Consider the following 25,066-nt stretch of genomic DNA (forward strand, 5'->3'; position numbering starts at 1 on the left):
AAATAGATAAGAAATAAGTGCTTAGCCAAAAACAGTACCGGCATTTTTTAGCGCAAAATGTATAAATCGATACAAAAGCATAGGCTGCTGTTAGCAAAAAGATGTTATAGCTGGTGTAGAAGTAGGTAAAAATGTAAAATTTAATAGCTAATAATTAACGTTGATGTATTTGAAGTGGGAAGATTCTTCAACGTAATTTAAGGTAGGCTCGGTATCTTGCCAACACGCGCACCACGTCAGTCAGGGTTGAGCGACAGTAGGACACGGATTTTGTATTCATTAAGGATAAAGTTATGTTTTTGCTTCCTTTGACGCCTCTTATATGTGATTCAGCGCTAGTAGCCAGCGACATAGTGACGGACACGGAACCGCCCAGTTATCATGCCGTGGGGGCGATAACCGGCAACGATAAAGTGGGCTTAAACTGCTTGCCGGCACCAGGTATGGCGACGTCCTTATGCCAGTCCGCCCAGTTGCCGCTTGTTTTGCCAAAAGCACAATGCTTATCCCCCAGGGTGTCGGTGCAAAGTGATATCGACTATCGTAATGCCGGTTCTGCCCTGTTCGCACCGCTTTCTGACTTTTATGTGGTGATACAGTGGCGGGATAGCCGTTGTTGTCTCAGCAAAGAAGCGGTACAAATGCTGCACCCCGATACAACCACGCCGCTGGCTGAGCAGCAGGCCTCTCGTTATGGGTGCCCGGACGGACCACAAGATGTTGCAACAGGCATTGCCCGGGTGTTGCAAGCGCACCCGGTTAACTAACTGAATGAAACACAATACTTTTAAGGATAAATAATGATTATGCCGCTTTTAGCACCTATGTTGTTTGGTGCTGCGCTTACAACGAGCACGACATTACCGCTGACGCAAAACTCGCATCACTGGCAAAGTGCCTATGAGCGGGTACAGACTTTGTCAGCCTCCCGGCCTTTGTCTGTACAGTCACCGCGCCATGTCTTACCCGGGGCCGGGCTCAGTTATCAGCTGCTGAAATCAGTGCGCAAAGGGAATGCGACGATAGAGAAATACCTGCTGAGTTATCAGGGCGTGCCCGTACTGGGCAGTGAAGTGGTCTTTGTCGTAACGGACGACAAGCAGGTGACGCGCGCCATTGGCAATGAATTTCATGATGTCTCGCAGTTGGGGGATATCAGTCAGGCCTTTGCTTACTCACAGCAACAGGTGCTGAACCATATTCGCGAAAACCTGGGTTACTCGACAGTAAAGGTTTACTCCTTCGAGCGTGGCATTGAGCGCGTGGGCGAGCATTATCAGACAGTCTACGCCGTGGACTTATTACAGGATGATGGCACACGTCCGCAACTGTTGTTGGACTCCAGAACCCTGAATACCGTGCGTGTGGCTGACGGAATAGCGCATTTTTCTGCGCCTGAGGAACACGCAGTTGCAGCCATGACAGGTAATTATAAGCTGGGCCTGAACTGTCTGCAGGCTCCGAATATGGCAACCACTCAGTGTCAGAATATCAAGCTGCCACTGGATCACCCCAGAACCAAGATCTTCTTTCCAGAGCCCCCGGTGATCAGCAATGTCTACTACACCAATCCGCAGGCCAGCTTGTTCAGCCAATTTGATGGTTATCCTATGGTCATTGAATGGCAAGACGGCACGTGTCATCTGCGCAACAGTGCTGTAGAAACGCTCAAGCCTGCCACCGATACGCCGGTAGAACAGCAACAAGCTTACAGCTATGACTGTCCAGACGGACCACAAGAAAGCTATGGGGTAACCTCGGACCCCTATTACTACTACATGGTTAAAGGCAGTTTTCAGCCGGTCAATGATGCGCATTTTTATGGCGGGTTAACGGCACAAATGCTGACCGACTACTTCCAGTCGCTCTATCCAAACCAGCAGCAGCCGTGTCCGACGTCGGATCCGCAATATTGCCTCAAGCCAATCAGGCAAAGAGTGGATTATCACCCAGAAAAGTATCAAAGTAACTGGGATGGTACGTTTACCAACCTGGGCAGAGGTGGCCAGGGCCCGATGGGCTGGAACTTTCCTCACGGCTCTTCTTTGGATGTGGTGGCGCACGAAATTGGCCATGCCATTTTAGAGTGGAACACCGGTATTGTGAGCAGCAATGTGACGCAGGGTGCACTGCACGAAAGCTTTGCGGATATTACGGCAATGGCGGTAAAAGACTACTATTTGCGCCACCTAGATCAAGGGACGGGCAGCCAAAACTGGGCGAACTCAGTGGTGTATGGCCAGCTGTCAGATAGTCAGGGGAAATTTTGGCATCAAGCCTGGGATTTATTTTTTTCCGATCGCGGTATGCGTTATCTCAACAACCCGCGCTGGGATGGCGTTAGCATTGACGATTATCGGGACCGGGCGCAAAGTGGGGTTAACCATCACAGAGCCGGTGTGCTGAATAAGTTTTTCTATTTGCTTGCTAGCTCGCCTGGCTGGTCCGTAGAGCGGGCATACCGGCTGGTTCTGGAAGCAATGACCCAGTGCTTACCCAGTCATGCAGGCATGCTTGAAGCCAGTGAATGTATTTTGGCGGTAACCGAGGACCCGCAGCAGCTGGATATGCTGAGCAGTTTGATGCAGCAGGTTGGCCTGGTGCCACAAAGCAGTTCGGTCAACAATCTGGCGTTTGAGTTTGAACGTGCCTACCAGCGCGTTGCCTACCGTATTACCGACACCCGTTTTACTCCAGAGCAAGTGGTCTCTTTAGAGATCACGCTGGACGGTGAGCCGCTGTTGAGCTGGTCACCCTCCAGTGAGCAAAGCTGGCACAGCGTCGCTGCGGGTCATTTTACCCTGGCCGCCAAAGAGCAGTTACTGAAGTGGCAGGTTACGCTTAGTAATGGTGAGGTTATTGATGGCTATCGAATCGCATCCCTGATTGACGGTGCCCAGTGCATCAGACAGTCTGCACAAGGCAGCTATGTAAGCACGCTCAATGTCAATGGCGAGCAACTGGATGTGACGGCAGGATATGCCAGCGTACGGGCCGTGGATAGCCTGTTCAGTAACCAGAATCTCCAGATCCAGTTTGATGGTGCACCTGAAACGCAGCAGGTACAGGTTTTTTTCGATAAGGACCGCAATGGCGGGTTCAGCACGAATAATGAGAGGCTCGACTCTGTTGCTATTTTGGACTCAACCCTGACCTTACCTCACACTCGGTTTAGCGATATGAGTGAAGGCCTGTTGCTGGTGCGGGTGGTTCTGACACCCGAGCAAATCAACACCAGTTGTCCGACTGAGCAGCAAGCTCAGGTTATTGATGTTTATGTGAACTTAGAGCATGGCGACTTTCAGGCACCAGACATATCGTTTAGTTATCAGCAGTACAATAGCGATTTTACATTGCAAATAGCGGGTGAATTCAGCCAGGCGTACAGTTTCAGGTGGCTGATTGGAGACGACCAAATTGACAGTACCAGTTACACATTGGAGCGGCAAATTGAGGCTGACACCGAGATCACATTATTGTTGCTCAGAAGTGGCATTGAGGTAAATCGTACCGTTCAGACTATTTCTCCGGTGGTCATTGCAGATCAGGCCGTCACGTGCCAGCAAAACGGACTGACCTGTGTATTGCAGTTACGACACTCGGCACCGCCCGGGCCGGTGACTTATCAATGGCAGCTGGACGGTCAGCTGATACAGCGCAGCGATAACACGCCATTTGAGTTTAGCTTTGATAAACCAGGCGAGCATCCGGTCACCGTGGTTATGCAGATGCAAAACGGGCAAGTGCAAATCTCCCATCAGCAAGTCCTGACATTGCAAGCTGTGCCAGAACTTGAGGTTGCGATCAGTCAGCACAACAATACCCTGGTTTTGTCGGTGCAAAGCGTTGATGTAAGTGATCTCACTTATATCTGGGAGCTAAACGGCGAGACGATGTCCGGGGCGCAGGCCAGTGCTGCTTTAACCCAGCTGGGCCAAAGCTATCCAGTCTTGCTTAAAGTGATGCGAGGAGAGCAAGTCATTGCCCAGGTTGAACAAGAGATCTATGTTTACCAGGATATTGAGCTGGACTTTAGCTGGCAACAAGTCGACGACGCATCGCCGCTGACCTTCAGCTTTACAGCCAGTCACAAAGCGCCCTTGTAAGCGGGTAAACCATGCGCAGATGTGAGGCCCGAATGGGCCTCACTGTGACAGGAGAGTTAGCTGCCGAATTCGGCCTGGTGAAGTTGGATCACTTCATTGAGTACCACAGTGGTGGCGCGTTTGAAGAAATTGAAGTCGGTCGCTGTTGCACTGGTGTAGGCACCCATCATGCGGGTGATCACCAGATCGCCATCTTCCAGTTTAGGCAGTTCAGCGGCATCACAGATCACGTCTATGCTGTCGCAGGTTGGTCCCGCCAGTACGCTTGGATAAACCTCATCAGACGTCTTCAGAGTGCGTAGCGGATAGCATGCCATGTCGAACATCAGCCCACTGAAAGAGCCATAAATTCCATCGTCCAGATAATACCAGGTGCGGCCTTCACGCTGTGCCTGGCCCATCACCGAGGCAACGCAGGTCATCGCACCGGCAACAATAAAGCGACCGGGCTCGGCAATGCGCTGTACCGTCTCTGGCAGTTCGGCCAGTGCCGCGTTAATCGGCGCACAAAAGGCACGAATATCCACCTGGTTGCTTGCGTACGATACCGGAAAACCACCGCCAATATCCAGGCAGCTCAGTGCAGGCAAGCCTTCAGCCACCACGTCGTCCATCAGTTGTTTGCACGCCTGAATAGCCGCGACATACTTGTCGGCATTGGCGGTTTGTGAACCAACATGAAACGACAGGCCTTTAACCCGAATACCCCATTGCTGCGCCTGACGGATCAGGTGCATTGCATCGGCCGGGCTGCAACCGAATTTCTTCGACAGGTCGGCGTACGCCTCACTGTTACGAAAGCTCAGTCGGATCAGTACCTCTGCTTGCTCGGCAAACTCGCGAAACTTCGCCAGCTCGTTGAGGTTGTCGACCACAAACACCTGGCAGCCATATTCCAGTGCATCAGCAATGTCACTGCGACGCTTGATTGGGTGCGTATGAATGGTGCACTCAGCCGGAACGCCCTGCTCACGCACCAGTGCCACTTCACCGCTGGTTGCCAAATCAAAACAGGCACCCAGTTGCAATAAAGTACGCACTACAGCCGGATGTGGTAAAGGCTTAAGGGCGTAGTGCAAACGCACGCCGGGTAATGCTTCGGAAAGGGCCAGGTATTGGTCACGCACCTGCTCACAGTCAAGCATCAGTAACGGTGAGCCATACTGGGCAACTAAATCGGTAACAAGGGTAGCGTCAATAGCAAAATTTTGTACTTGAGGCTGAATAGGCATAGCGACTCCAAATAGGTTCAGCGAATAACGACCTGCAGGCTTTATATGTGAACGGTGCTTGTTTGTGGTGCACGCGCTCACCCCTTCAGATCTTGAGCAAAGCGACTCAGGTTTTGACGACGCATCAGCGTATTACCTTTACCCGAATCAGTTACAGATCCTGGATAGTTGCTCTATCGCCTTGCCACGGGGTGACCACATCATGACCGGCTCATTGACCCGTCATGCTAAACACACCACCGCGATGTACTCGGATTGGCTATCTTCAGAAAACACGCAAATAGTAGGGCGCATAGTGCTGCAGTGCAAGCCCCAGTTCAACGAGAAATTTTGCTGCTGAGTGACAAATTTACTTGTCGTAGATCAAGCTTTTTCGGTATAGAAAATTGCGAATAAAGTGACTCAGGTGAAGTTTCATTATTTTTTGAACAGAATAAAACAGGGTCTATTAGGAGCCGCTTTTGAAACCCTGATCAATGCTTATGACGGCGGCAAGCGCTTCCTTTATCTTTATGATTAAATTAGATAATTTTTGATTTTCAACAAGTAAATCTACTTGTTTTTGAAATTTGTCCGGGGCGAATTTCTCTTGCTATGGTGACCTCAGTTAGCCAGTAAGGGTCAGGCATGACAGTCAATCTGTTGACCCGCGCTGCACAGTTTAACCATTAACATTTTTTATTCGTTACTTTCTAAAAGGACATAACCATGAAAACCTTATCTTTGTCATTTGCTGCAGTCGCTTTGTTCAGTGCATTTGGTAGCCAGGCTACGGCTTATCAAAATGTGTTTGATACTGATGGATACGAGCGTTTGACTAACTACACCTCAGGCCCGGTAAGCTCAGCATTGCTAACCGGTGAGTTTGCGCATAACTTTGAAGCGCAACTGACCCTGCGTGGTGAAGGTGCTTACTGCGAATCTGCAAATCTGTATTCTGCAAATGATGGCCGTCATATTGTTAACCTGGGTGTAAAGACGATTGCGGATCGCAATACAGTTGAAATGGGTGTTGCTATTCCTGAAGCGACACTGACCGAAAAGAAAGTTCTGCATGTCAGCTGTTATGATGCGGCGGGGGAGTGGTACAAGGTGCTGGTTAACGTGCCGGGTGCCCCCATCGTTGATTGGCAAATCGAGTTAACGCCAGCGGGTGACTTCGTGAATCAGCCATACTCATACGGTTATCACACGGCTTACCACATTAGCAGCCACCTGGTGGTTGACAACCAAAACAACGACGCCCGTTGTAGCGTTCTTGCAGATCGGGGTGTGTCTTTGGGCCTGTTCCATGGCGAAGACCGCAAAGGTCCATTCCATTCAGATGTATTTACACTGGACACGGTAGTTGATAACAAGGCTAAAAACCCAGTGTTATATCAAATCCTGGAATGTGAAAATGCAGTAGGTAAGACCATGGCGGTGAAAGTCTTTAACCTGACAGATCCAAACAGTATCTACACCTATGAAGATCAGCTGATTGTAAAATAATACCACTTTGCTCCCCCCAAACGAGCAAATATAAAAATGGACAGGTATTAAAAAAGGACTTGAATTGCGAACCTCACGCCGGGCTCAACTGAACTCGGCGTTTTTGTGTGTCTGGCGACGTTGCCAGTAAGGTGAGTCGGAAAAGCGTCGCTCCTGTGCGTAATAATGCGCACGATGGCTCAGATAGTGTTGCCAGACAGACTTGATCTGTGCCTGATGCAGGCGGGTTACCTCAATGGCGGCGTCGGCATCGTTCAGGCCATACTCCCCCAGGCTATTGGCCAGTTGCATGGCGGTTGCCATGGCATTAAACATGCCCTGCGACGATAACGGGTCGAAACTACAGGCGGCATCACCCAGTGCAGCCCAGCGGTGCCCGGCTGCCTGAGTCAGACAGGTACTATTAGCCGATACCACACCATGCAGCTGCATGGTGCCCGAGTGCTCAATGCCTTGTGGTAGTAATGTTTTTAATCCAGGTTGTGTCCGTGCCAGGCGACAAAACTGCGGCAAGTCGTGTTGCAGGCCTTTGTTCAGTAAATCACTGTCGGTTTGCAGTGCCAGTACCCGGCGCTGCGCCGGTAACCGGGCGCTGTACCACCATCCTTGCTCGCTTGCTTCAATACAGGCCAGTTGGTTTTTGATGTCACAATCCAGGCTTGCCCACAGGGCAATTTGTTTGTCCAGCACAGTGCGTTTGAGCCCCAGTTTAGTGGCAAATGCGCTGTGGCGTCCGGTGGCATCAATCACAAAGTGGCAGGGGATAGCGATGCTCTGCTGAGCGGCCTGGGTTTGCGCTGAGGCATGCGCTGCCAGATACAGCAACCAGCCGTCACTGCCAGGCTGGGCGTCCAGTAACCTGGCGGGCCAGAGGGTGTCTACGCCATGCGCGACCACTTGCTCGCGCAACCAGTTTTCAAACCCGGCCCGATTGAGTTGCCAGCCCAGGCCATCGGGATTACTGAGGTTGTCGTTAATAAGGCTTTGCTCGCTCCCCCAGCGGCTTTGCATGCCATAGTGTGGTATGTGCAAATCCTGGCGCTGCTCAAAGTCCTTGAGCAGGTTTAAATTTCGCAGTATGCGCGCCGCAGCCGGCGGCAGGCATTCACCCACCTTGTCGGCGCAGGCAGGTTGCTTGTCAATCAATACGACCTGAAAGTGGCGACTCAGCGCCAGGGCGGCGATACAGCCTGCCACCCCGGCGCCAATGATCGCAATCTGACAATGTTTTACCTGTGTCATTGCGTATGACCTTATTTTAAGTCCTTGGGAAAGTTTGCCGCAAAGCGACTGACTTTTTCGATCACCCCGAGATCTACCCGAGAGCGCGAAGTCGCCATGACGGGCCTTGCCGCATCCTGACCGTCCGGGCTGGGCACCAGGTTCGCAGCCAGCTGCGCAACGGTCAGAAGTTTGTTGTTGGCTTGCGCTTTGGCAGCCGCCTTACTCGCTTCTTTGGACAGGTGATCTTCCGCAGTGATCCCAACCTGCATGGTTGCGGGCAGCTCTACACTGTCGGTTGCACCCGGTCGACTCTGGACCACAGCCAGTTTATCGAAATTGGCGATCATGCTGTTGATCTGGGCGGTATAGGTGGCCGGCTGACCATATAAGGGCAGCGCATCGAGCCAGTCGCTGCGATAATTGAATGCCTCAACGCGGGTTTGCGGGTCCAGCGCCGGGTTAATGGCTTCTTCATAGCGCGCCACATTGAGGATGTTATTCGGCACCCGCGCGGGCCAGAAAGTGGGCAGGTAGGGGTCGTAATCGGGCGTGTAGCCATCACGGCAGCTGGCGGTGTCGGTCTGCCAGGGGATCGCCATCCATCGGGTGATACCACCCGCCACCTGACCACCGAGGATCGGCCCCTGTGCCAGGGTAATGGTATCGCCGTTGATCTGGGCACCATAATAGGTGGTGTCTTTACTGATCCCTTTATCGGCATGTTTAATGCGAAATGGTGCCATATACATACCGGCCGTACGCATTGGCCAGGTCATTTCACAGCCCGGATGAAAAGCATCAGCCAGACAAAAATCCAGAGCGCCACGGGTCAGCATATCCGGTTGCTCCGCCACAGGCACTTTATCTATGTCGTTGGGCTCAGCGGCATGCGGGCAAACTGCCGGGTCTACATAGTCTGCGGTAAAGTCTCCTTCAACCCACTGATCCAGAAACGACAGTTGCAGCGCAGACAGGGTGGAGTGCTGACGCTCAGACCCCGTTGGTGGAATAGACAGAGCATCGCCATACAGCCAGGGCCACAGTTGCGCAGCCTGCGCACCGGGTTGACCGTAACGACGGAAGTTGTTTGACAAGGTACGGCGCAGCTCTTTATAAGCCGGAGACGGGTTGCCCAGTTTGGCTTTCCATTCTTCGCTGGTGTAATTAAAGGGGGCTTTAAAACCAAACCCGGCGGCAAAGCCCGCGTTCACCCATTGCAAGTCGGTCATGCGCTCGAAAATGGGCAAAATATCGTGTTTAAAAGACGGACGCGCCGGGCGAGTCAGCATACCGGCATTGACCGCGACTGAGCGCATCAGGTCCCACATGGTCCGCACAGATTTTTGCATTGGCGCGTAATCTGGTGGGGCACACACCACCCAGGCCGGGTCAACCTGCAATTGCACGCCTTCATATTCCACCTCGGCGGTCACCGGGCCATCGGAAATATCGTCGTGCCAGCCCTGGTTATTGGCAAACGTGATGGCAATGTCACCATTGATATTGCGCGAGACCCCATTGCCGCCAAGAACAATCAGGCGGCCCTGTTTGTCTGACTTTAGCTCACCCAGATAGACCTCTTCGCCCATAAATTCGCCCTGGAATTGCGGGCCTTTTTTCACTTTGGCTTTATCCAGCTTATGACTGCCGCCGTCGATCAACAAACGATTGCGATCGGCAACATTGTTGTTGCGCAACAGGCTGGGCGGGGCATCGGCCGCTTCCGGTACATCCAGTGCTAGCTGAAACTCGTACCAGGACGACTTCTGGTTAGCCAGATGAACCTGCCAGCTGATCTTGGCGTTATCCATGGTCAACTCTTTAACGGGCTTGCCTGCCGCGTTAAAACCATAAATACGAAATTCTGCCGCCTGGCGCTTTAGCAGCCCTTTGCCATCGCGGTAGGCGTCTTTTTCCAGACGAGGCTTAGGATTCGGCACCTGTGGACCAATAAAGTACTCCTGACTGCTGCCTACCCGCATGACGCCAATCGGTGGATAAATACCGGCCCGTACAATACAGTCGCTGCTTTCGTCGCTGTTACCCGTAAACTTTGGGTCGATTGCATCGGGTTCGTTCATCTGCTGGCCGTTGGCCTGATGGCGGGTATTGGCGCTGGCCTGATAAACGATTTTACGTGCTTGTGCAATGGAACCCAGCGGTTCATTTTCAGCCAGAGTGCGCCAGATATTAAATGCCAGATTACGGCCAAACTCAGCCTGACCTATGGCACAAATGTCTTGCTGTGGCAGCGTGAGGGTGGCAACCGGCTCGAACGGTGCCTCGTCTTCTGGCCACACAACCATGGCGTTGTCGATGGGGAAGTCTTTTTCTGAGCCACCTTGTGGGCGGCGCTGGATTTCAAATACAAACTTGGCGGGTCCCTGACGCAGGCGAATTTGCAAATCGTCCGCCAGGTAGTCGTTCCCCTGGGCTGGCGAACCCCGGTAGGTATCGACCGGACGAATACGGTACTTAACCGCCGCTTTTTCACCGAGCTTAAAGGGAAGTATCGCCCAGTAGTGGGCACTCAGGCAGCTGGCCTCGGGCTTGGCCATGTCATCCAGAACGTTGGCAGTTTTTGGATGCTTAGCCAGGTACGCCGGGTAGTCGCGGTTAATGATCCCGGCGGTGGTAAAAGCACACATTTGTGAAGCATCGCGGACAAAAAAGCGGTCGATGTTTTGCATAATAAAGTCGACGTTGTCGCTGTCACCCAGCAACTTTTTACCTTTCACGCCAAAGAGTTTGATCCCCACGCCCAAAGTGGAATGCAGATCCGGGCCATCCGGTGTGGTATCGCTGGAAAAGCGCAGCACACACTCGTAACTGGCTGGTTTTGCAAATACGCCAGCTTGCAGACATTTATCCAGATTTTTATGGATCTCAAAGGTGCCGTAAGCGATGCCATGTTGCTTACGAAAGACCGCCCGCTCAGCGGGTTTCTGTCCGCGTTCAATGCGGGTTTTCTGTCCCATTTCAACAAACATTTCTTTCAGGCGCTGGGTTGCCAGCTCAATGGGTTGGTAGTCATCTCCCGTCCAGCACTTCACCTCATTGGCTGTTGGGGCGTTATCTATGTTCTTTTTAAGATACTTAGGGTTGACCAGTTCACCTTGCTGTTGCTTGTTACGTTTTTTCTTATCGCTCATAACGGTTTCCGCTTTTCTATGTTTCCTTGTCAGGCAACTGCAATAGCGCAAATGTCACTCGCGAGTTAACGCGTGAGCCACAGATATGCCGTTTACCTGTCCCGACCGGGCAGTATTTTAACGCTGCCCACTGTGAGTATAGCGGGGCTGCGCCAATCGGTATCTGGATAAACTCTAGATGCAAAGGCAATCAATGACTATTACAGGAGGTTACGCGTAGTCGACTGACGAAAAACCGCTAGTTGGGGGTCTGTCGGGTTCTGTCAGAGGGCTATTTGGGTTGTCACTTAGGAGGGGGGGCTGGTTTTTGGCTAAGGTATTCATCTTTAACAGCTATCTCAATCACCAGGAGCGGCAGTTTGCCATGGCGGAGCCGGAGTAGCTTGGCGCTGTAAACAGCAGAAAAGCCGCAAAAGTGCGGCTTTTCTTTGGCAAGGGTAACGACAAATTTGCCGTTATTTTACTTCTTTACCCGCAGCCTGCTGATCAGCGTGGTAGCTGGAGCGTACGAACGGGCCGCAGGCGGCGTGGCTGAAGCCAATTTCGTCGGCATATTCTTTCAGCGCATCGAACTCTGCGGGTGGCACGTAGCGTTTCACCGGCAGGTGGTGCTTAGACGGTGCCAGGTACTGGCCAACGGTCAGCATGTCGACGTTGTGCTCACGCAGATCGCGCAGCACTTCTTCGATTTCCGGCATTTCTTCGCCCAGACCGACCATCAGGCCAGACTTGGTTTTCACCTCAGGGTGCGCTTCTTTAAAGCGACGTAACAGCTCCAGTGACCATTTGTAGTCGGCACCCGGACGCGCCATTTTGTACAGGCGTGGTGCGGTTTCCAGGTTGTGGTTAAACACATCCGGCGGCGTCTCGGTTAAGATCTCCAGTGCGCGGTCCATCCGGCCACGGAAGTCCGGTACCAGGATCTCGATGGTAATGCCCGGGTTGTGTTTACGAATTTCGCGAATACAGTCGGCAAAGTGCTGGGCACCACCGTCACGCAGGTCGTCACGGTCAACCGACGTGATCACCACGTATTTCAGCTTCATGTCTTTGATGGTCAGTGCCAGCTTTTCTGGCTCTGCGGCATCTGGCTTGAGCGGACGACCGTGTGCCACGTCACAGAATGGGCAACGACGGGTACAGATGGCACCCAAAATCATAAAGGTGGCTGTACCGTGGTTAAAACACTCAGACAGGTTAGGGCATGAGGCTTCTTCACAGACGGAGTGCAGGCCGTGCTTACGCATTGCCTGTTTAATGCCATCAATGCGCTCGCTGGATTTTGGCAGACGGATCTTCAGCCAGTCCGGCTTGCGGAGCATTTCATCGCGCTCAGTTGGCATTACTTTAACCGGGATCAACGCCATTTTTTCTGCGTCGCGCAGCTTTACCCCTGGCTCAATTTTCACTGGTTTACTCATTCGTTTTCAAACCCCTGGATGTATCTAACCTGCTCGGCCGTGAGGCGCTTGAGCATATGTTCTACCAGGCCATTGCCCGCATCGTTAAGCGTAGCAGGGCCATTAAGTTGACTGGTTTGCACCATTTCCATGCCGGCATAGCCACACGGGTTGATGCGTAAAAATGGACTCATATCCATGTTGACGTTCAGCGCCAGACCATGAAACGAGCAACCCCGACGGACCCGCAGCCCCAGTGAGGCGATTTTGGCATCACTGACATAAACGCCGGGCGCATCCGGTTTGGCATAGGCTTCAATGCCGTGGTCTTTAAGCATGTCGATGATGGTTTCTTCAAGCCAGGTCACCAGCTCGCGGACCCCAATCTTTAGCCGACGCAGGTTAAACAGCACATACATCATCTGCTGGCCCGGACCATGGTAGGTGACCTGACCACCTCTATCGACCTTAACGACCGGAATATCACCGGGGGCCAACAGGTGTTCGGCTTTACCGGCCTGACCCTGAGTAAAGACCGGCTCGTGTTCTACCAGCCAGATCTCATCCGGGCTGTTGTCATCACGGGTGTCGGTAAAGGACTGCATTTTTTGCCAGATTGGCTCATACGCCTGGCGGCCCAGCTGACGAACTATGATACTGCGGTTGCTCATATCTGGTTTGCGCCTTATAGCACGTATCGAACGTCTGGCAGTGAACCTATCTCAGTGTAGATCTGCTCAATGTGCTCTTTTGACGTCACAGTGGCAACCAGGGTGACGGATTCATAGTTGCCTTTACTACTTGGCTTGGTTTTAGGTGCATAGTCACCGGGTGCCAAAGTTTGCATCTTTGCCACAACCTGATCGGTCAGGTTGACGTTCGCCAGACCCATAATCTTGAAGGTAAACGGGCAAGGGAACTCTAAGTACTCGTCAAACTTAGTATTTTTTACAGGTGTTACCACAACGGTATCCTCACTACTTGGCTGGGCCTGAACAGACCCTGGCACGCTACATATCTTGGCGGGCATTCTAGCATTTTTGCGGCAAAAAAAAACGCCTCCGGTGGGAGGCGTACTGGTTTATAAACCCACTAAAACCGGGGTTATTGCATGATCTGTAAACGTAAGTAGTCGTAAATCTTGCTGAAGAAGCTGCCTTCCTCGATTTCTTCCAGCGTGACCAGCGGGTACTGAGCAATGTCTTCGCCTTCCAGTTGCAAGAATAAAGTACCGACCTTGCTGCCCTTCGCCAGTGGTGCTTCGAGGGTTTTATCCAGCTCAAAGTGGGCCTTCAGGTTTTTACGCTGACCACGTGGAATGGTGATCGGTGTGTCCTCGGCAATACCCAGTGATACGGTTTCTTTGTTACCCATCCAGATCCGTTGATCGGCAAAGCTGTCGCCTGCTTTATAAGGGGTAATGGTTTCAAAGAAGCGAAAGCCATAGTTCAGGAGCTTTTTACTCTCAACCTTACGAGCGCGCTCGCTGGCTGTGCCCATGACCACGGCGATCAGACGCATATCGCCTTTAGTAGCTGAAGTTACCAGGCTGTAGCCCGCTTCTGAGGTGTGACCGGTTTTAATGCCGTCGACGTCCAGGCTGGCATCCCACAACAGGGAGTTACGGTTGTACTGCTTAATGCCATTAAAGGTGAACGACTTCTCTTTGTAGATGGCGTATTCTTCCGGCACATCACGAATAAGCGCTGCGCCTAGGGTCGCCATGTCTCTTGGGGTGGTGTAATGCTCATCGGTATCCAGGCCATGACTGTTTACAAAATGGGTGTTGGTCATCCCCAGTTTCTCGCCATGGGCATTCATCAGATCGGCAAAGGCACTTTCGCTGCCGGCGATATGCTCTGCCAGCGCAACACAGGCGTCGTTACCTGATTGAATGATTACACCGCGGTTAAGGTCTTCAACACTGACCTGTTTACCCACTTCGATAAACATCTTGGAAGATTCCGGGAAATTCTTCGCCCAGGCCTTTTCACTGATGGTGACCATGTCTTCATTGGCAATATTACCGGCCAGCAGCTCGGTACCAATCACATAGCTGGTCATCATTTTGGTTAAGCTCGCCGGGGCCAGTTTGGTGTCCGGGTTGCCTTCTGCAATCACCTTACCGGTTGTAAAATCTACCAGGAAATAGCCCTTGGCGCTGACCTGAGGTGGTGAAGGCAAGATCTGTGCACTGGCCGAAAACAGGGTGAACGAACACACGGCACCCACTAAGTGTTTAATAAATTTAGGTTTGAAAACTGTCATTATGCTCGCTTTTTGGTTGTTGATCGGCATGTTTAAATGTCATTACTGAATATTTTAAAGTTCATGTTCTGTGTAAAGCAAGAAGGCGCGATTAAATTCACCCTGGCGCAACGTTTCTAAGAGCTTTTGCGCGGTATTATCGTCGGTGATCGGGCCAAGTCTTAGCTTGTATAAATTGTCCTCAAAGGCAATGGGTGTGCCAAGCTGAAATTGCTGCGACAAGGTGCTGGCCAGCGCCTGTACATTTTCAATGTTACTGGCGGCGGCAACCTGCACATAGGTTAGCCTGGGCGTATCGCGCGCTATGGTAAGGGCTTCTATCTTAACCTGTGCTGTACCCTGGCGATGAAAGCCCAGTTTATAGGCGGCGGCATAGGACAGGTCAATCAGCCGGTCATCGTGAAACGGCCCACGGTCATTGACCCTGACAATGGCGCTTTTGCCATTTTCGACATTGGTGACACGCACAAAGCTCGGTAATGGCAGTGTTTTGTGTGCGGCGGTCATATCAAACATGTTAAACACCTCGCCATTCGAGGTGTAGTAGCCATGGAATTTATGTCCGTACCAGGACGCGGTACCTTGGCTCTGATAGCCTTTTTCATCTGACATGGGCGTATACCGTTTACCCAGCACCTCATAGGGGCGACCCGCGCTGACACTTTTGGCTTCGCTGGTCACCAGTGCGTCCTGCATCTCCAGCTCAGTGGGTGCGCGCAATGGGGCTTTGTCCTGCTTCACTTGATAGCGACTGCTACAGGCGCTTAATACAACAACAAAGCCCAGTAGTGCAGCTTGTTTAAACGTCCTCTTGATCACTTCAATAACATCCTCTTATCTGTGGCTATCGACATAATAATGCCAAACCCGGCCATCAGGGTCACCATGGAGGTGCCGCCATAACTGATCAACGGCAGTGGCACCCCAACGACAGGGAGCAGGCCCGACACCATGCCGATATTAACAAAAATATATACGAAAAAGGTCAGTGTCAGTGCGCCGGCCAGCAGTTTACTGAATGCATCCTGCGCGTTTACGGCAACATAGAGTCCCCGGCCAATAATAAACAAATACAGGCTCAGTAAAATCACCACACCAGTGAGCCCGAATTCTTCACTTAACACGGAAAAAATGAAGTCAGTATGACGCTCGGGCAAGAATTCCAGTTGCGACTGGGTGCCCTGCAGCCAGCCCTTACCCTCAATGCCGCCGGAGCCGATGGCGATTTTTGATTGTATGATGTGATAGCCAGAGCCAAGCGGGTCGCTTTCTGGATCTAAAAAGGTCAGTACCCGCTGTTTTTGATAAGCGTGCATACCAAAGTGCCACAGCGCAAAGCCACCGGGCACGGCGAGCAGCATGCCAGAGCCAATCAGTTTCCAGCTCAACCCGCCGAGAAACAGTACAAATATCCCTGAGCTGGCGATAAGGATAGAGGTGCCAAGGTCGGGTTGCTCCTTGATGAGCAAAGTTGGCACCAGCACAATCGCAAAGCCAACAATAATGTGGATAAAGCGCGGCGGCATATGATGGCGGCCAATGTACCAGGCAACCATCATGGGCACGGCGACTTTCATGATTTCGGACGGCTGAAAACGGGTAATGCCCAGATCCAGCCAGCGCTGCGCGCCTTTACTGCTGACCCCGACAAACAATACGGCAATCAGCATCAGCAGGCCTACGGTGTACATGGGAAATACCAGCCTTTTTAAGGTATTGGGCGACAGTTGGGCCACTAACAGCATGGCCGCAAAGGCGGCAAACATGCGTTTGCTGTGGCGCACCACCATGTCCATATCCTGACCACTGGCACTGTAGACTATGGTGATACTGCCAACCATCATCGCTAGCATGGCAAGCAGCAGCGGCAAGTCGATATGCAGTCGTTGCCAGATGGTGCGTTGTTGATTCAACGGACTCATTGTCCCTCCGTGTCACTGGGGTAAGTGGCAAAATAATAGTCCATCAGGCGCCGTGCGATGGGCGCAGCGATAGCCGAGCCACCGCCCTGGTTTTCAACCACAATGGCAACCACAATACGCGGGTCGTTATACGGTGCGAACCCGGTGTAAATGGCGTTATCTCTGTGCCGCTCCTGCAATTTTTCAGCGTCGTACTCTTCGCCCTGGGCAATACTGACGATTTGCGCGGTACCGGTTTTACCGGCCGGATCATAGCTTGCCCCTTTGAATGCTTTGTGGGCCGTGCCGGTGGTTTTATATACCGTGTTGTGCATGGCCTCCTGGGCTATGCGCCAGTGATCCGGGTTTTTTAGTACCACGGGCGGCTTTTCATCGGTATACATTTGCGTGACTTCATTGTCATGGCGAGCAACCTGAGCCAGATGTGGTGGCCGGTGCGCGCCTTTGTTAACCAAAATAGACACCGCATTGGCAATCTGAATTGGGGTGGCCGTCCAGTAACCCTGCCCAATGCCGACGGAAATGGTGTCGCCAGGCCACCAGTTTTCTCTGAAGCGCTGGCGCTTCCAGTCTGTGGTGGGCATGATGGCACTGGTCTCTTCATGGATATCGATGCCTGAGAGGTCACCAAAACCAAACTGGCTCATAAAGTTACTGATCTTGGTGATGCCAAGCTGATAAGCGGTATGGTAAAAATAGGTATCGCATGACTCTTCAATGGCTTTGTATACATCCACGTGGCCATGCCCCCAGCGCTTCCAGTCACGCCAGCGGTGATCGACGTTGGGGATCTGGAAAAACCCTGGATCCCAAAGTTTGGTTTGCTCTGTGACCAGCTCTTCTTCCAGTGCCAGGATAGCCAGATGGGGCTTAACTGTGGATGCCGGCGCATAGCGGCCCTGGGTGACGCGGTTGATCAACGGCCTGTCGGGGTTGAGTAATTCACGATAGTCCTTGCTGCTGATCCCATGGACAAACAGGTTCGGGTCGTAGCTGGGGTTGGAGTACATGGCCAGTACGCCGCCGTCTTTGGGGTCGAGTACCACAATGGCCCCCCTGACGTCTTCAAGCGCTTTTTGGGCGATCTGTTGCAGGCCGATGTCCATGGTCAGGACCAGATCTTCACCGGGCTGCGGTGGTTCAACGCCCAAAGTGCGAATGATCCGGCCACGGTTGTTGACCTCAACGCGCTGTGAGCCGACCACGCCGTGCAGGCGTGACTCGTAAAACTTTTCTATGCCCAGTTTGCCGATATCCCGGGTTGCACGATAGTTGCTGGCATTACCCTCAGACTCCAGCTCGGCCAGTTCTTTTTTATTCAGCTTGGCAACATACCCCAGTGCGTGGGTAAGGGTATCGCCGTAGGGGTAATAACGCGCCAGCCGCGCTTCAATACTGAAGCCGGGAAATTTGTGTTGATTGACCGAGAAAATGGCCACTTCTTGTTCGTTCAAGCGGCCTTTGAGGATCTGGCTTTTAAAGCGACGATTATGACGTATGTCTTTGCGAAACTCTTCGACCTGCTGGTCGCTGATGTCGATAAGGGTACGCACCTGGGTCAGTGCCGTTTCCAGGTCATCTACGTCCTCAGGGATCACTTCCAGGTTATAAACCGGACGGTTTTCGGCCAGGATAATGCCATTTCGGTCATAGATTAACCCCCGGTTAGGGGCGACCGGAATGACTTTAATGCGGTTATCGTTAGAGCGGGTCTGATAGGTCTCGTGTTCAGTGACTTGTAACTTGTAGACATTGTGCAACAAAATGCCTATCAGGGTCACCACGAAGACAAAGCCAATAAAGGCGCGACGCGCAAACAGGTTTGCTTCTGCGCTGTGGTCGCGGATCGTCGGCCTGTGATTGAGCATAATGGTGACTATTCCCTGTGATAAGGATGGTTATTATTTAAACTCCAGCCACGATACAGGCTTTCTGCCACCACAATGCGCACCAGCGGGTGGGGGAGTGTCAGGTTGGACAATGACCATTTTTGCTCAGAAGCGGCGATACATTCCGGCGCCAGGCCTTCAGGCCCGCCTATCAGCAAGCTGACATCACGGCCATCCAGTTGCCACTTTTCCATATTACTGGCCAGCTGGTGGGTGTCCCAGGGTTTGCCCGTGACTTCCAGCGTGACAATGCGATTGCCTTTGGGAATGGCGGCCAGGGTTTTCTCCCCTTCCTGCTGCAAAATGCGTTTGATATCGGCGTTTTTGCCCCGCTTGCCGGCGGCGATCTCAATCAGCTCCAGCGGCATATCTTTGGGGAAACGCCGCTGATATTCCTGGAAGCCGGTTTCAACCCAGCCAGGCATTTTGGTGCCGACTGCAATGAGCTGGATCTTCACATTAACCCCAGAGTTTTTCTAGGTCATAGAAGTCACGGGTCTGATCCTGCATGACATGCACTACCACGTCACCTAAATCAACCAACACCCATTCGCCTGTATCCTGACCTTCATGCCCTAATGGTGTTTCACCTGCATGGCGGGCTTCTTTGGCGACATGGTCAGCGATGGACTGGACATGGCGCTTGGAATTACCAGAGCAGATAACCATGTAATCGGTGACGGAAGAGGTATTTCTTACATCAAGGTGAACAATATCGCGGGCTTTCATATCGTCGACTTTGTCTAGTGCAAAATCTAATAATTGTTTTGAATCCAAATCTCTGTCTCTTTGCTACAAATAAGCGGCAATTGTAACACGGTTAGCAGGGGGAAACTCAAGTCTGTGCACCCACTGCGCTCTGGGTTACGGGTTGTCGCTACTGCTTAGGTACAATTGGTGTGCCTGAATATACTCTAGGACTGTATTATTCAGCCAAGGTTCAACAGCTTGGCGGTGTTTTATCGCGTTTCTGATGGTACTGGACGCAGCCTCAAAGGGTTGACCCGGCAAAAAATAACACAGGCCACCGGCTTGGGTGTTCAGCGCTTGGGTGTCTGTGCAGCGTGCGCGCGCAAAGTAAGCCTGCAAAGCCTCAGATGGGGCAAACGCATCGCCTGGTCGTTGATAGACCACGATATGGCACAGCGCCACAATATCCTGCCAGCGATACCATTTATCCAGGCTGTTAAATGAGTCCATGCCCATTAAAAAGACCAGCACCTGATCCGGATACTCAGCTTTCAGCTCCTGCAGGGTAAGCAAAGAATACGAGGGGGTATCGCGCTCCAGCTCCCGGTGGTCAATACTGAACCTGGGCTCATGGGCAATGGCCAGTTGCAGCATCGCCAGTCTGTCTGCGGTGCTGATGGCCGGACCCTGCTTATGCACCGGTACGGCATTGGGAATAAAGCGTAGCTCAGACAGGCCAAGCGTATCCAAACACTGCGTGGCCATATTAATATGACCCAGATGGATAGGGTCAAAGGTGCCGCCAAACAGAGCTATCATGCCAGCTCCTCATAGGGCAGGGCAAAAGGCAGCGACTGGCAAAAGCTCAGTGCAATATGGGCTAGTGCCTGATAGGGCGCAACCAGAATGTTGCGCTTATAGGCCGAATCGAACTCAGCCAGCAGGACCAACAATTGTTCCAGCTGGGTGGTATTGAGCCGGTCCAGCGCCTGCTGGGTGTTCTGCTGCTGATTTTTCCAGACATTGTGCTTTTTGAACGCATCCTGTGTGGGCGTGCCCGATTGGATCAGCTGCTTGAGGTTCAGCAACAGCTGGGCCTGGTTGTGCAGCGTCCAGGCAATACTGGCGGGCTCGACATTATCGTGTGCCAGTTTGTTGAGCACCTTGATAAGTGTTTTCGGGTTACCTCGCAGCAAACCGTCGTTCAGGTCAAAGATGTCGAACTTGGCCTGATTGAGCAGCCCGCTGAGCAGCTTTTCCTGATCGATTGGCGCACTTTTGTATAGTAAAGAGAGCTTCTCCAGCTCCTGATGCGTTGCCAGCAGGTTGCCTTCGGTTGCCTGTAGCAGGCTGCGTTTGGCATCATTATTGAGGTTGAGTTTCAGTCGCTTACATTCATCATCGAGCCAGCGTTGCAGATGATAGCCGGTCAGCGCGTAGCAGGGCACAAACAGGCCTTGCTTATCCAGCGCCTTAAACCAGGCACTGCGCTGAATATCCTGCGAGGCTTTGGCGCCTTTGAGGATCAAAATCACATCCGGGTTCGGGTTTGCCGCCAGCTCTTTTAAAATGTTCACGCCCTGGGTGGGCGGTTTTTGCTGGTTAAGATCGAATTCGATCAGCGTCTGAGCACTGAACAGAGACATGCTGTTGTACTGATTGACCAGCTCCAGCCAGTCAAAGCCGGGCAGTAAGCTGAACTTAATCACCTCATCAAAACCCTGGCGCTTAGCCATCTGGCGAACAGCGCTGACGCACTGGGCCTCCTGGAAAGGCTCTTCACCAAAGATCAGATAAAATGGTTGCAGGCCCTGTTTAAGCTGGCCTGCTAATTGATTGGCATAACAACGCATTAGAGTTGAGACAATTCACGGATAATACGGCGGCTGGCAAGCTGACGCAGCTCGCTGAGGATGATCTCCCGCTCCTGAGATTTGCCCAGGGCATTGTCCGGGTCATCCTGGTAGTTGCGGTACAGTTCAAATTCCTGCTCGACGGGTTCAAAACCCGGGCGGGTAAGACGATAGCGCACACTGTAGGCCAGCTCATATTGTGCCACCTGACCATTTTTAAACAGGCTCAGCGTCTGACGCTCAAGTGCGTCCCGGTACAGGTGCAGTTCAACCGCATCTTCGCCATTGCCGAGCTTTGGCGAGGGCAGCAGCTGGACCTGAGCGCGTTTAAGCTCTTGCTTGAGGCTCATAAACAGCGCCGACTTACTGTCGGTGCCACTGAGGTGAAGTGTCCTGAGGTCGTCCGGCAGGTAGGAGGCTTTCTTCAACTGAAAGCCACAGCCGGACAGCGCCATGCAGGTAAACAACGCCAGCACAAAACCCTGCCAGCGTCGCATCATACTGAATAATGGGGTATTCAGCAGGGTAGCCATTAGTTGGCTACCACATTGAACAGTTTACCCGGTACGTAGATTTTCTTACGTATGGTTTTACCCTCGGTAAACTTCAGTACGTTCTCATCGGCAAACGCCAACGCTTCAATTTGCTCCTGGGTTGCGTCCGCTGCCACAGTCAGCTTAGTGCGCAGCTTACCGTTGACCTGAACCACGATCAGCTTCTCGTCTTCAACCAAAGCGCCCGCGTCAACCTGTGGCCAGCGTGCATCTAAGATGTCGCCTTGCTTACCAAGTTGCTCCCACAGCTCATGAGACAGGTGCGGCGTGATTGGCGCCAGCATGACTACCATGGCTTCCAGCGCTTCGTTGGCCAGTGCGATGTCCTGCGTGTCTTTCAGCGGTGCTTTGGCCAGCTTGTTTGACAGCTCCATGATAGCCGCAATTGCGGTGTTGAAGGTCTGGCGACGCTCAACATCATCGGTTACTTTCGCGATGGTCTTGTGGATCTCACGGCGCAATGTCTTCTGTGCGCTGCTCAGTGCGTTCAGATCCAGCTCGGCAGTACCGGCGGCTTTCACATCGACTGCAAATTTCCAGACCCGACGTAAGAAGCGGTGTGCGCCTTCTACGCCCGAATCAGACCATTCCAGCGTTTGCTCTGGTGGTGCAGTAAACATCATAAACAAGCGCACGGTGTCGGCACCGTATTGCTTGATAACGATCTGCGGGTCGATACCGTTGTTCTTCGACTTAGACATCTTGCTCATGCCCGCAGAGAATACCGGCTCACCGTCGTCTTTGTGCCACGCCTTAGTGATGCGGCCTTTGTCGTCGGTCTCGGTTTCTACGTCGGTAGGTGAGATCCAGATATCACCGCCTTTTTCATCTTTGCGGTAGTAAGTCTCTGCCAGTACCATGCCCTGACACAGCAGGCGCTCGAACGGCTCGCTGGAATTAACCAGGCCAAAGTCGCGCAGCAGTTTGTGGAAGAAACGCGCATACAGCAAGTGCAGGATAGCGTGCTCAATACCACCAATGTACTGGTTAACCGGTAGCCAGTAGTTTGCTGCGCCCGGCTCTAACATGCCTTCATCGTAACGCGGGCTGCAGTAGCGCGCGTAGTACCAGGATGACTCCATAAAGGTGTCAAAGGTATCTGTTTCGTGGAAAACCTGCTCACCGTTAACGGTTGCCTTGGCCCACTCAGGATCGGATTTGATTGGCGAGGTTACGCCATCCATTACCACGTCTTCTGGCAGGCGGACCGGTAGCATGTCTTCGCTGGCTGCCAGCTCACTGCCGTCTGCTTTGTTCAGCATTGGAATTGGAGAACCCCAGTAACGCTGACGGCTCACACCCCAGTCGCGCAGGCGGAAATTGACTTTGCGTTTACCGGCATTGATGCCTTCCAGCTTGTCGGCAATGGCATTGAAGGCACCTTCAAAGTCCAGGCCATCAAACTCGCCTGAGTTGATTAACACGCCTTTTTCAGTAAATGCGGCTTCATCCAGGTTTGCTTCTAGTTCGCTGTCGCCAGCCGGGGCAATCACTTGCTTGATTTCCAGACCGTAAGCGCTGGCAAATTCGTAGTCGCGCTGGTCGTGACCAGGTACGGCCATGACGGCACCTGAGCCGTAATCCATCAGTACAAAGTTAGCAACCCAGATAGGCACTTGTTTACCGGTAAGCGGGTGGATAGCGTAGAAGCCAGTCGCGATGCCTTTTTTGTCCATGGTGGCCATGTCGGCTTCGGCGACTTTGGTGTTTTTACACTCTTCAACAAACGCCGCAATGTCGGCATTGTTTTTCGCCGCTTCCTGAGCGATCGGGTGACCCGCAGCCACGGCCACGTATGTCACACCCATAAAGGTATCCGGGCGAGTTGTGTAAACCGTGAATTGCTCGTCGTTATCAGCGCGTTTGAAGTCGATTTCCAGACCTTCTGAACGACCGATCCAGTTACGCTGCATGGTTTTCACCTGCTCAGGCCAGTGCTCAAGCTGATCCAAGTCGTCCAGCAGCTCCTGCGCGTAGTCAGTGATCTTAATAAACCACTGTGGAATTTCTTTTTGTTCAACGATGGCACCTGAACGCCAGCCGCGGCCATCAATCACCTGCTCGTTGGCCAGTACCGTCTGGTCAACCGGATCCCAGTTTACCGTTGACATTTTTTTGTAAACCAGGCCCTTTTCGTACAATTTAGTGAAGAACCATTGTTCCCACTTGTAGTAATCCGGGTGACAGGTCGCGATTTCACGGTCCCAGTCGTAGCCAAAACCAAGTAGCTTTAACTGGTTGCGCATGTAGTTGATGTTTTCGTAAGTCCACTTAGCCGGCGCCGTGTTGTTCTTGATTGCGGCATTTTCCGCAGGTAGGCCAAATGCGTCCCAACCCATAGGTTGCATCACGTTTTTGCCCTGGAGTCGTTGGAAACGCGAGACCACATCACCTATGGTGTAGTTACGAACGTGACCCATGTGGAGACGACCACTTGGATAAGGGAACATAGACAGACAGTAGTATTTTTCTTTTGATTCGTCTTCAACTACTTTGAAGCTGTTGTTTTGTTCCCAATGGGACTGAACTTTGGGTTCGATTTCTTGCGGGTTGTATTGCTCTTGCATTGACGTTTCCAGACTTCTTGCAAACTAATTAGAAAATTGCCGATAGCATACCCGAAAAAACGCGCTGATCACAGCGCTTCAAAGCACAATTGTCAGCGTAAATTGGCGCTGTGGTGGTGATTTGTTTCAGGACTGTGACGTCAGCTGAACTATACTGAGACAAAGGCAGAGTAAATACCTTGCAAAATAGCCTGAGTCGGGAGGTAAACATGGCAGATTACAAACGCTGGCTGGATGACTTTTCAGTGTGGCTGAAAGACGTCAAAGAACATGAGCTTAAAAAGCTGGTCAAAGAGTTTATGGAGGCCCAGGAAGCGCTGAAGCAGTTGTCCAAAGATAAATTGGCCGATTATCGTTATTATCTCAAACGCGACCTGGCTCACCTGAGCGAACATAAGGAGCATTATGACGATGTGGCCTGGGAGGAGCTTAAGGCCAGTGTGATGTACGAACTGGCTCAGCTGGAGGACCGCACTCAGCTTGAATGGCAGGCATTAGTACAAGACTTTCAACACGATGGCATCTACAAACAAGGGGAATGGATAGCATTGGGGCAATTAGTGTGTAAAAATTGCGGCCATAAAACGAATGTCTATTATGCGTTGGAAATTCCGTCGTGCAGCGAATGTGGGCACGGTGAGTTTGCTCGTAAGGCACTTACCCCTTAATCACAGCCCCGTGTGCAAGTGTCGCGCGGCCGGCCAAGAGAAAGAAGTTA

21 protein-coding genes are annotated in these 25,066 nt (G+C 52.2%); 5 read left to right on the forward strand and 16 right to left on the reverse strand.

What is annotated here, in order from left to right; genetic code table 11:
* Positions 1 to 293 precede the first annotated feature (293 nt).
* Both L1285_RS20050 and L1285_RS20055 read left to right on the forward strand, forming a co-directional pair.
* Positions 294 to 767, forward strand: coding sequence for a hypothetical protein (locus L1285_RS20050; RefSeq protein WP_235413976.1), 474 nt, complete (start codon positions 294 to 296; stop codon positions 765 to 767).
* Between the two features lie 33 nt (positions 768 to 800).
* Entirely contained in the window at positions 801 to 4,106 is a 3,306-nt protein-coding gene (locus L1285_RS20055; RefSeq protein WP_235413978.1) for a M4 family metallopeptidase, read from the forward strand.
* 56 nt (positions 4,107 to 4,162) lie between these two features.
* On the opposite strand, the gene L1285_RS20060 is transcribed toward L1285_RS20055, so the two are convergent.
* Positions 4,163 to 5,338, reverse strand: a complete 1,176-nt coding sequence (locus L1285_RS20060) for a type III PLP-dependent enzyme (RefSeq protein WP_235413979.1) — start codon at positions 5,336 to 5,338, stop codon at positions 4,163 to 4,165.
* 64 nt (positions 5,339 to 5,402) lie between these two features.
* On the opposite strand from L1285_RS20060, the gene L1285_RS20065 reads away from it, so the two are divergent.
* Together L1285_RS20065 and L1285_RS20070 are read left to right on the forward strand one after the other, a co-directional pair.
* The gene (locus L1285_RS20065; RefSeq protein ID WP_235413981.1) at positions 5,403 to 5,678 is read left to right on the forward strand and encodes a hypothetical protein; all 276 of its coding nucleotides are present in this window, start codon (positions 5,403 to 5,405) and stop codon (positions 5,676 to 5,678) included.
* Positions 5,679 to 6,046: 368 nt separating this feature from the next.
* Positions 6,047 to 6,829 (forward strand): hypothetical protein, encoded by a 783-nt coding sequence (locus tag L1285_RS20070; protein ID WP_235413983.1) that lies wholly within the window; start codon positions 6,047 to 6,049, stop codon positions 6,827 to 6,829.
* Positions 6,830 to 6,913: 84 nt separating this feature from the next.
* Here the strand turns inward: L1285_RS20070 and L1285_RS20075 are convergent, their stop codons facing one another.
* From L1285_RS20075 to leuS, 15 genes are all read right to left on the reverse strand, one after another.
* A complete protein-coding gene (locus L1285_RS20075) occupies positions 6,914 to 8,071 on the reverse strand; it encodes an NAD(P)/FAD-dependent oxidoreductase (protein ID WP_235413984.1) in 1,158 nt (385 codons plus the stop codon).
* 11 nt (positions 8,072 to 8,082) lie between these two features.
* The gene (locus L1285_RS20080) at positions 8,083 to 11,205 is read right to left on the reverse strand and encodes a LodA/GoxA family CTQ-dependent oxidase (protein WP_235413985.1); all 3,123 of its coding nucleotides are present in this window, start codon (positions 11,203 to 11,205) and stop codon (positions 8,083 to 8,085) included.
* Positions 11,206 to 11,660: 455 nt separating this feature from the next.
* Positions 11,661 to 12,626: a lipoyl synthase gene (gene lipA / locus L1285_RS20085; protein WP_010382649.1), complete on the reverse strand. Its 966-nt coding sequence runs from the start codon at positions 12,624 to 12,626 to the stop codon at positions 11,661 to 11,663.
* Positions 12,623 to 13,276, reverse strand: coding sequence for a lipoyl(octanoyl) transferase LipB (lipB, locus tag L1285_RS20090; RefSeq protein ID WP_235413987.1), 654 nt, complete (start codon positions 13,274 to 13,276; stop codon positions 12,623 to 12,625). The genes lipA and lipB overlap by 4 nt, the downstream gene beginning before the upstream one ends.
* Before the next feature lie 14 nt (positions 13,277 to 13,290).
* Complete coding sequence (gene ybeD, locus L1285_RS20095; RefSeq protein ID WP_040644649.1) at positions 13,291 to 13,569, reverse strand: DUF493 family protein YbeD; 279 nt, start codon at positions 13,567 to 13,569, stop codon at positions 13,291 to 13,293.
* Positions 13,570 to 13,709: 140 nt separating this feature from the next.
* Positions 13,710 to 14,873, reverse strand: a complete 1,164-nt coding sequence (locus L1285_RS20100) for a serine hydrolase (RefSeq protein WP_046004208.1) — start codon at positions 14,871 to 14,873, stop codon at positions 13,710 to 13,712.
* Positions 14,874 to 14,927: 54 nt separating this feature from the next.
* Positions 14,928 to 15,689 (reverse strand): septal ring lytic transglycosylase RlpA family protein, encoded by a 762-nt coding sequence (locus tag L1285_RS20105; protein ID WP_442960526.1) that lies wholly within the window; start codon positions 15,687 to 15,689, stop codon positions 14,928 to 14,930.
* Entirely contained in the window at positions 15,689 to 16,795 is a 1,107-nt protein-coding gene (gene rodA, locus L1285_RS20110) for a rod shape-determining protein RodA (RefSeq protein ID WP_054014213.1), read from the reverse strand. The genes L1285_RS20105 and rodA overlap by 1 nt, the downstream gene beginning before the upstream one ends.
* Positions 16,792 to 18,663, reverse strand: coding sequence for a penicillin-binding protein 2 (gene mrdA / locus L1285_RS20115; protein WP_235413990.1), 1,872 nt, complete (start codon positions 18,661 to 18,663; stop codon positions 16,792 to 16,794). Before mrdA ends, rodA begins: the two co-directional genes overlap by 4 nt.
* Positions 18,664 to 18,671: 8 nt before the next feature.
* Entirely contained in the window at positions 18,672 to 19,142 is a 471-nt protein-coding gene (gene rlmH, locus L1285_RS20120) for a 23S rRNA (pseudouridine(1915)-N(3))-methyltransferase RlmH (RefSeq protein ID WP_235413991.1), read from the reverse strand.
* A 1-nt stretch (position 19,143) separates the two neighbouring features.
* On the reverse strand, positions 19,144 to 19,461 hold the full coding sequence (gene rsfS / locus L1285_RS20125; protein WP_046004194.1) for a ribosome silencing factor: 318 nt from the start codon (positions 19,459 to 19,461) through the stop codon (positions 19,144 to 19,146).
* An 87-nt stretch (positions 19,462 to 19,548) separates the two neighbouring features.
* Positions 19,549 to 20,193 carry a nicotinate-nucleotide adenylyltransferase gene (gene nadD / locus L1285_RS20130; RefSeq protein ID WP_235413992.1) on the reverse strand — a complete coding sequence of 215 codons (645 nt, stop codon included), beginning with the start codon at positions 20,191 to 20,193 and terminating at the stop codon, positions 19,549 to 19,551.
* Positions 20,190 to 21,227 (reverse strand): DNA polymerase III subunit delta, encoded by a 1,038-nt coding sequence (gene holA, locus L1285_RS20135; protein WP_046004192.1) that lies wholly within the window; start codon positions 21,225 to 21,227, stop codon positions 20,190 to 20,192. The genes nadD and holA overlap by 4 nt, the downstream gene beginning before the upstream one ends.
* Positions 21,227 to 21,760, reverse strand: a complete 534-nt coding sequence (locus L1285_RS20140; RefSeq protein WP_442960524.1) for an LPS-assembly lipoprotein LptE — start codon at positions 21,758 to 21,760, stop codon at positions 21,227 to 21,229. The genes holA and L1285_RS20140 overlap by 1 nt, the downstream gene beginning before the upstream one ends.
* On the reverse strand, positions 21,760 to 24,348 hold the full coding sequence (gene leuS, locus L1285_RS20145) for a leucine--tRNA ligase (RefSeq protein ID WP_235413993.1): 2,589 nt from the start codon (positions 24,346 to 24,348) through the stop codon (positions 21,760 to 21,762). The genes L1285_RS20140 and leuS overlap by 1 nt, the downstream gene beginning before the upstream one ends.
* Before the next feature lie 209 nt (positions 24,349 to 24,557).
* Here leuS and L1285_RS20150 point away from each other — a divergent pair, with 209 nt between their 5' ends.
* Complete coding sequence (locus tag L1285_RS20150) at positions 24,558 to 25,016, forward strand: zinc ribbon-containing protein (RefSeq protein ID WP_235413994.1); 459 nt, start codon at positions 24,558 to 24,560, stop codon at positions 25,014 to 25,016.
* Positions 25,017 to 25,066 lie beyond the last annotated feature (50 nt).

This window comes from Pseudoalteromonas sp. DL2-H2.2, assembly GCF_021532535.1.
In the GTDB taxonomy this organism is placed as follows: Bacteria; Pseudomonadota; Gammaproteobacteria; order Enterobacterales; family Alteromonadaceae; genus Pseudoalteromonas; species Pseudoalteromonas rubra_A.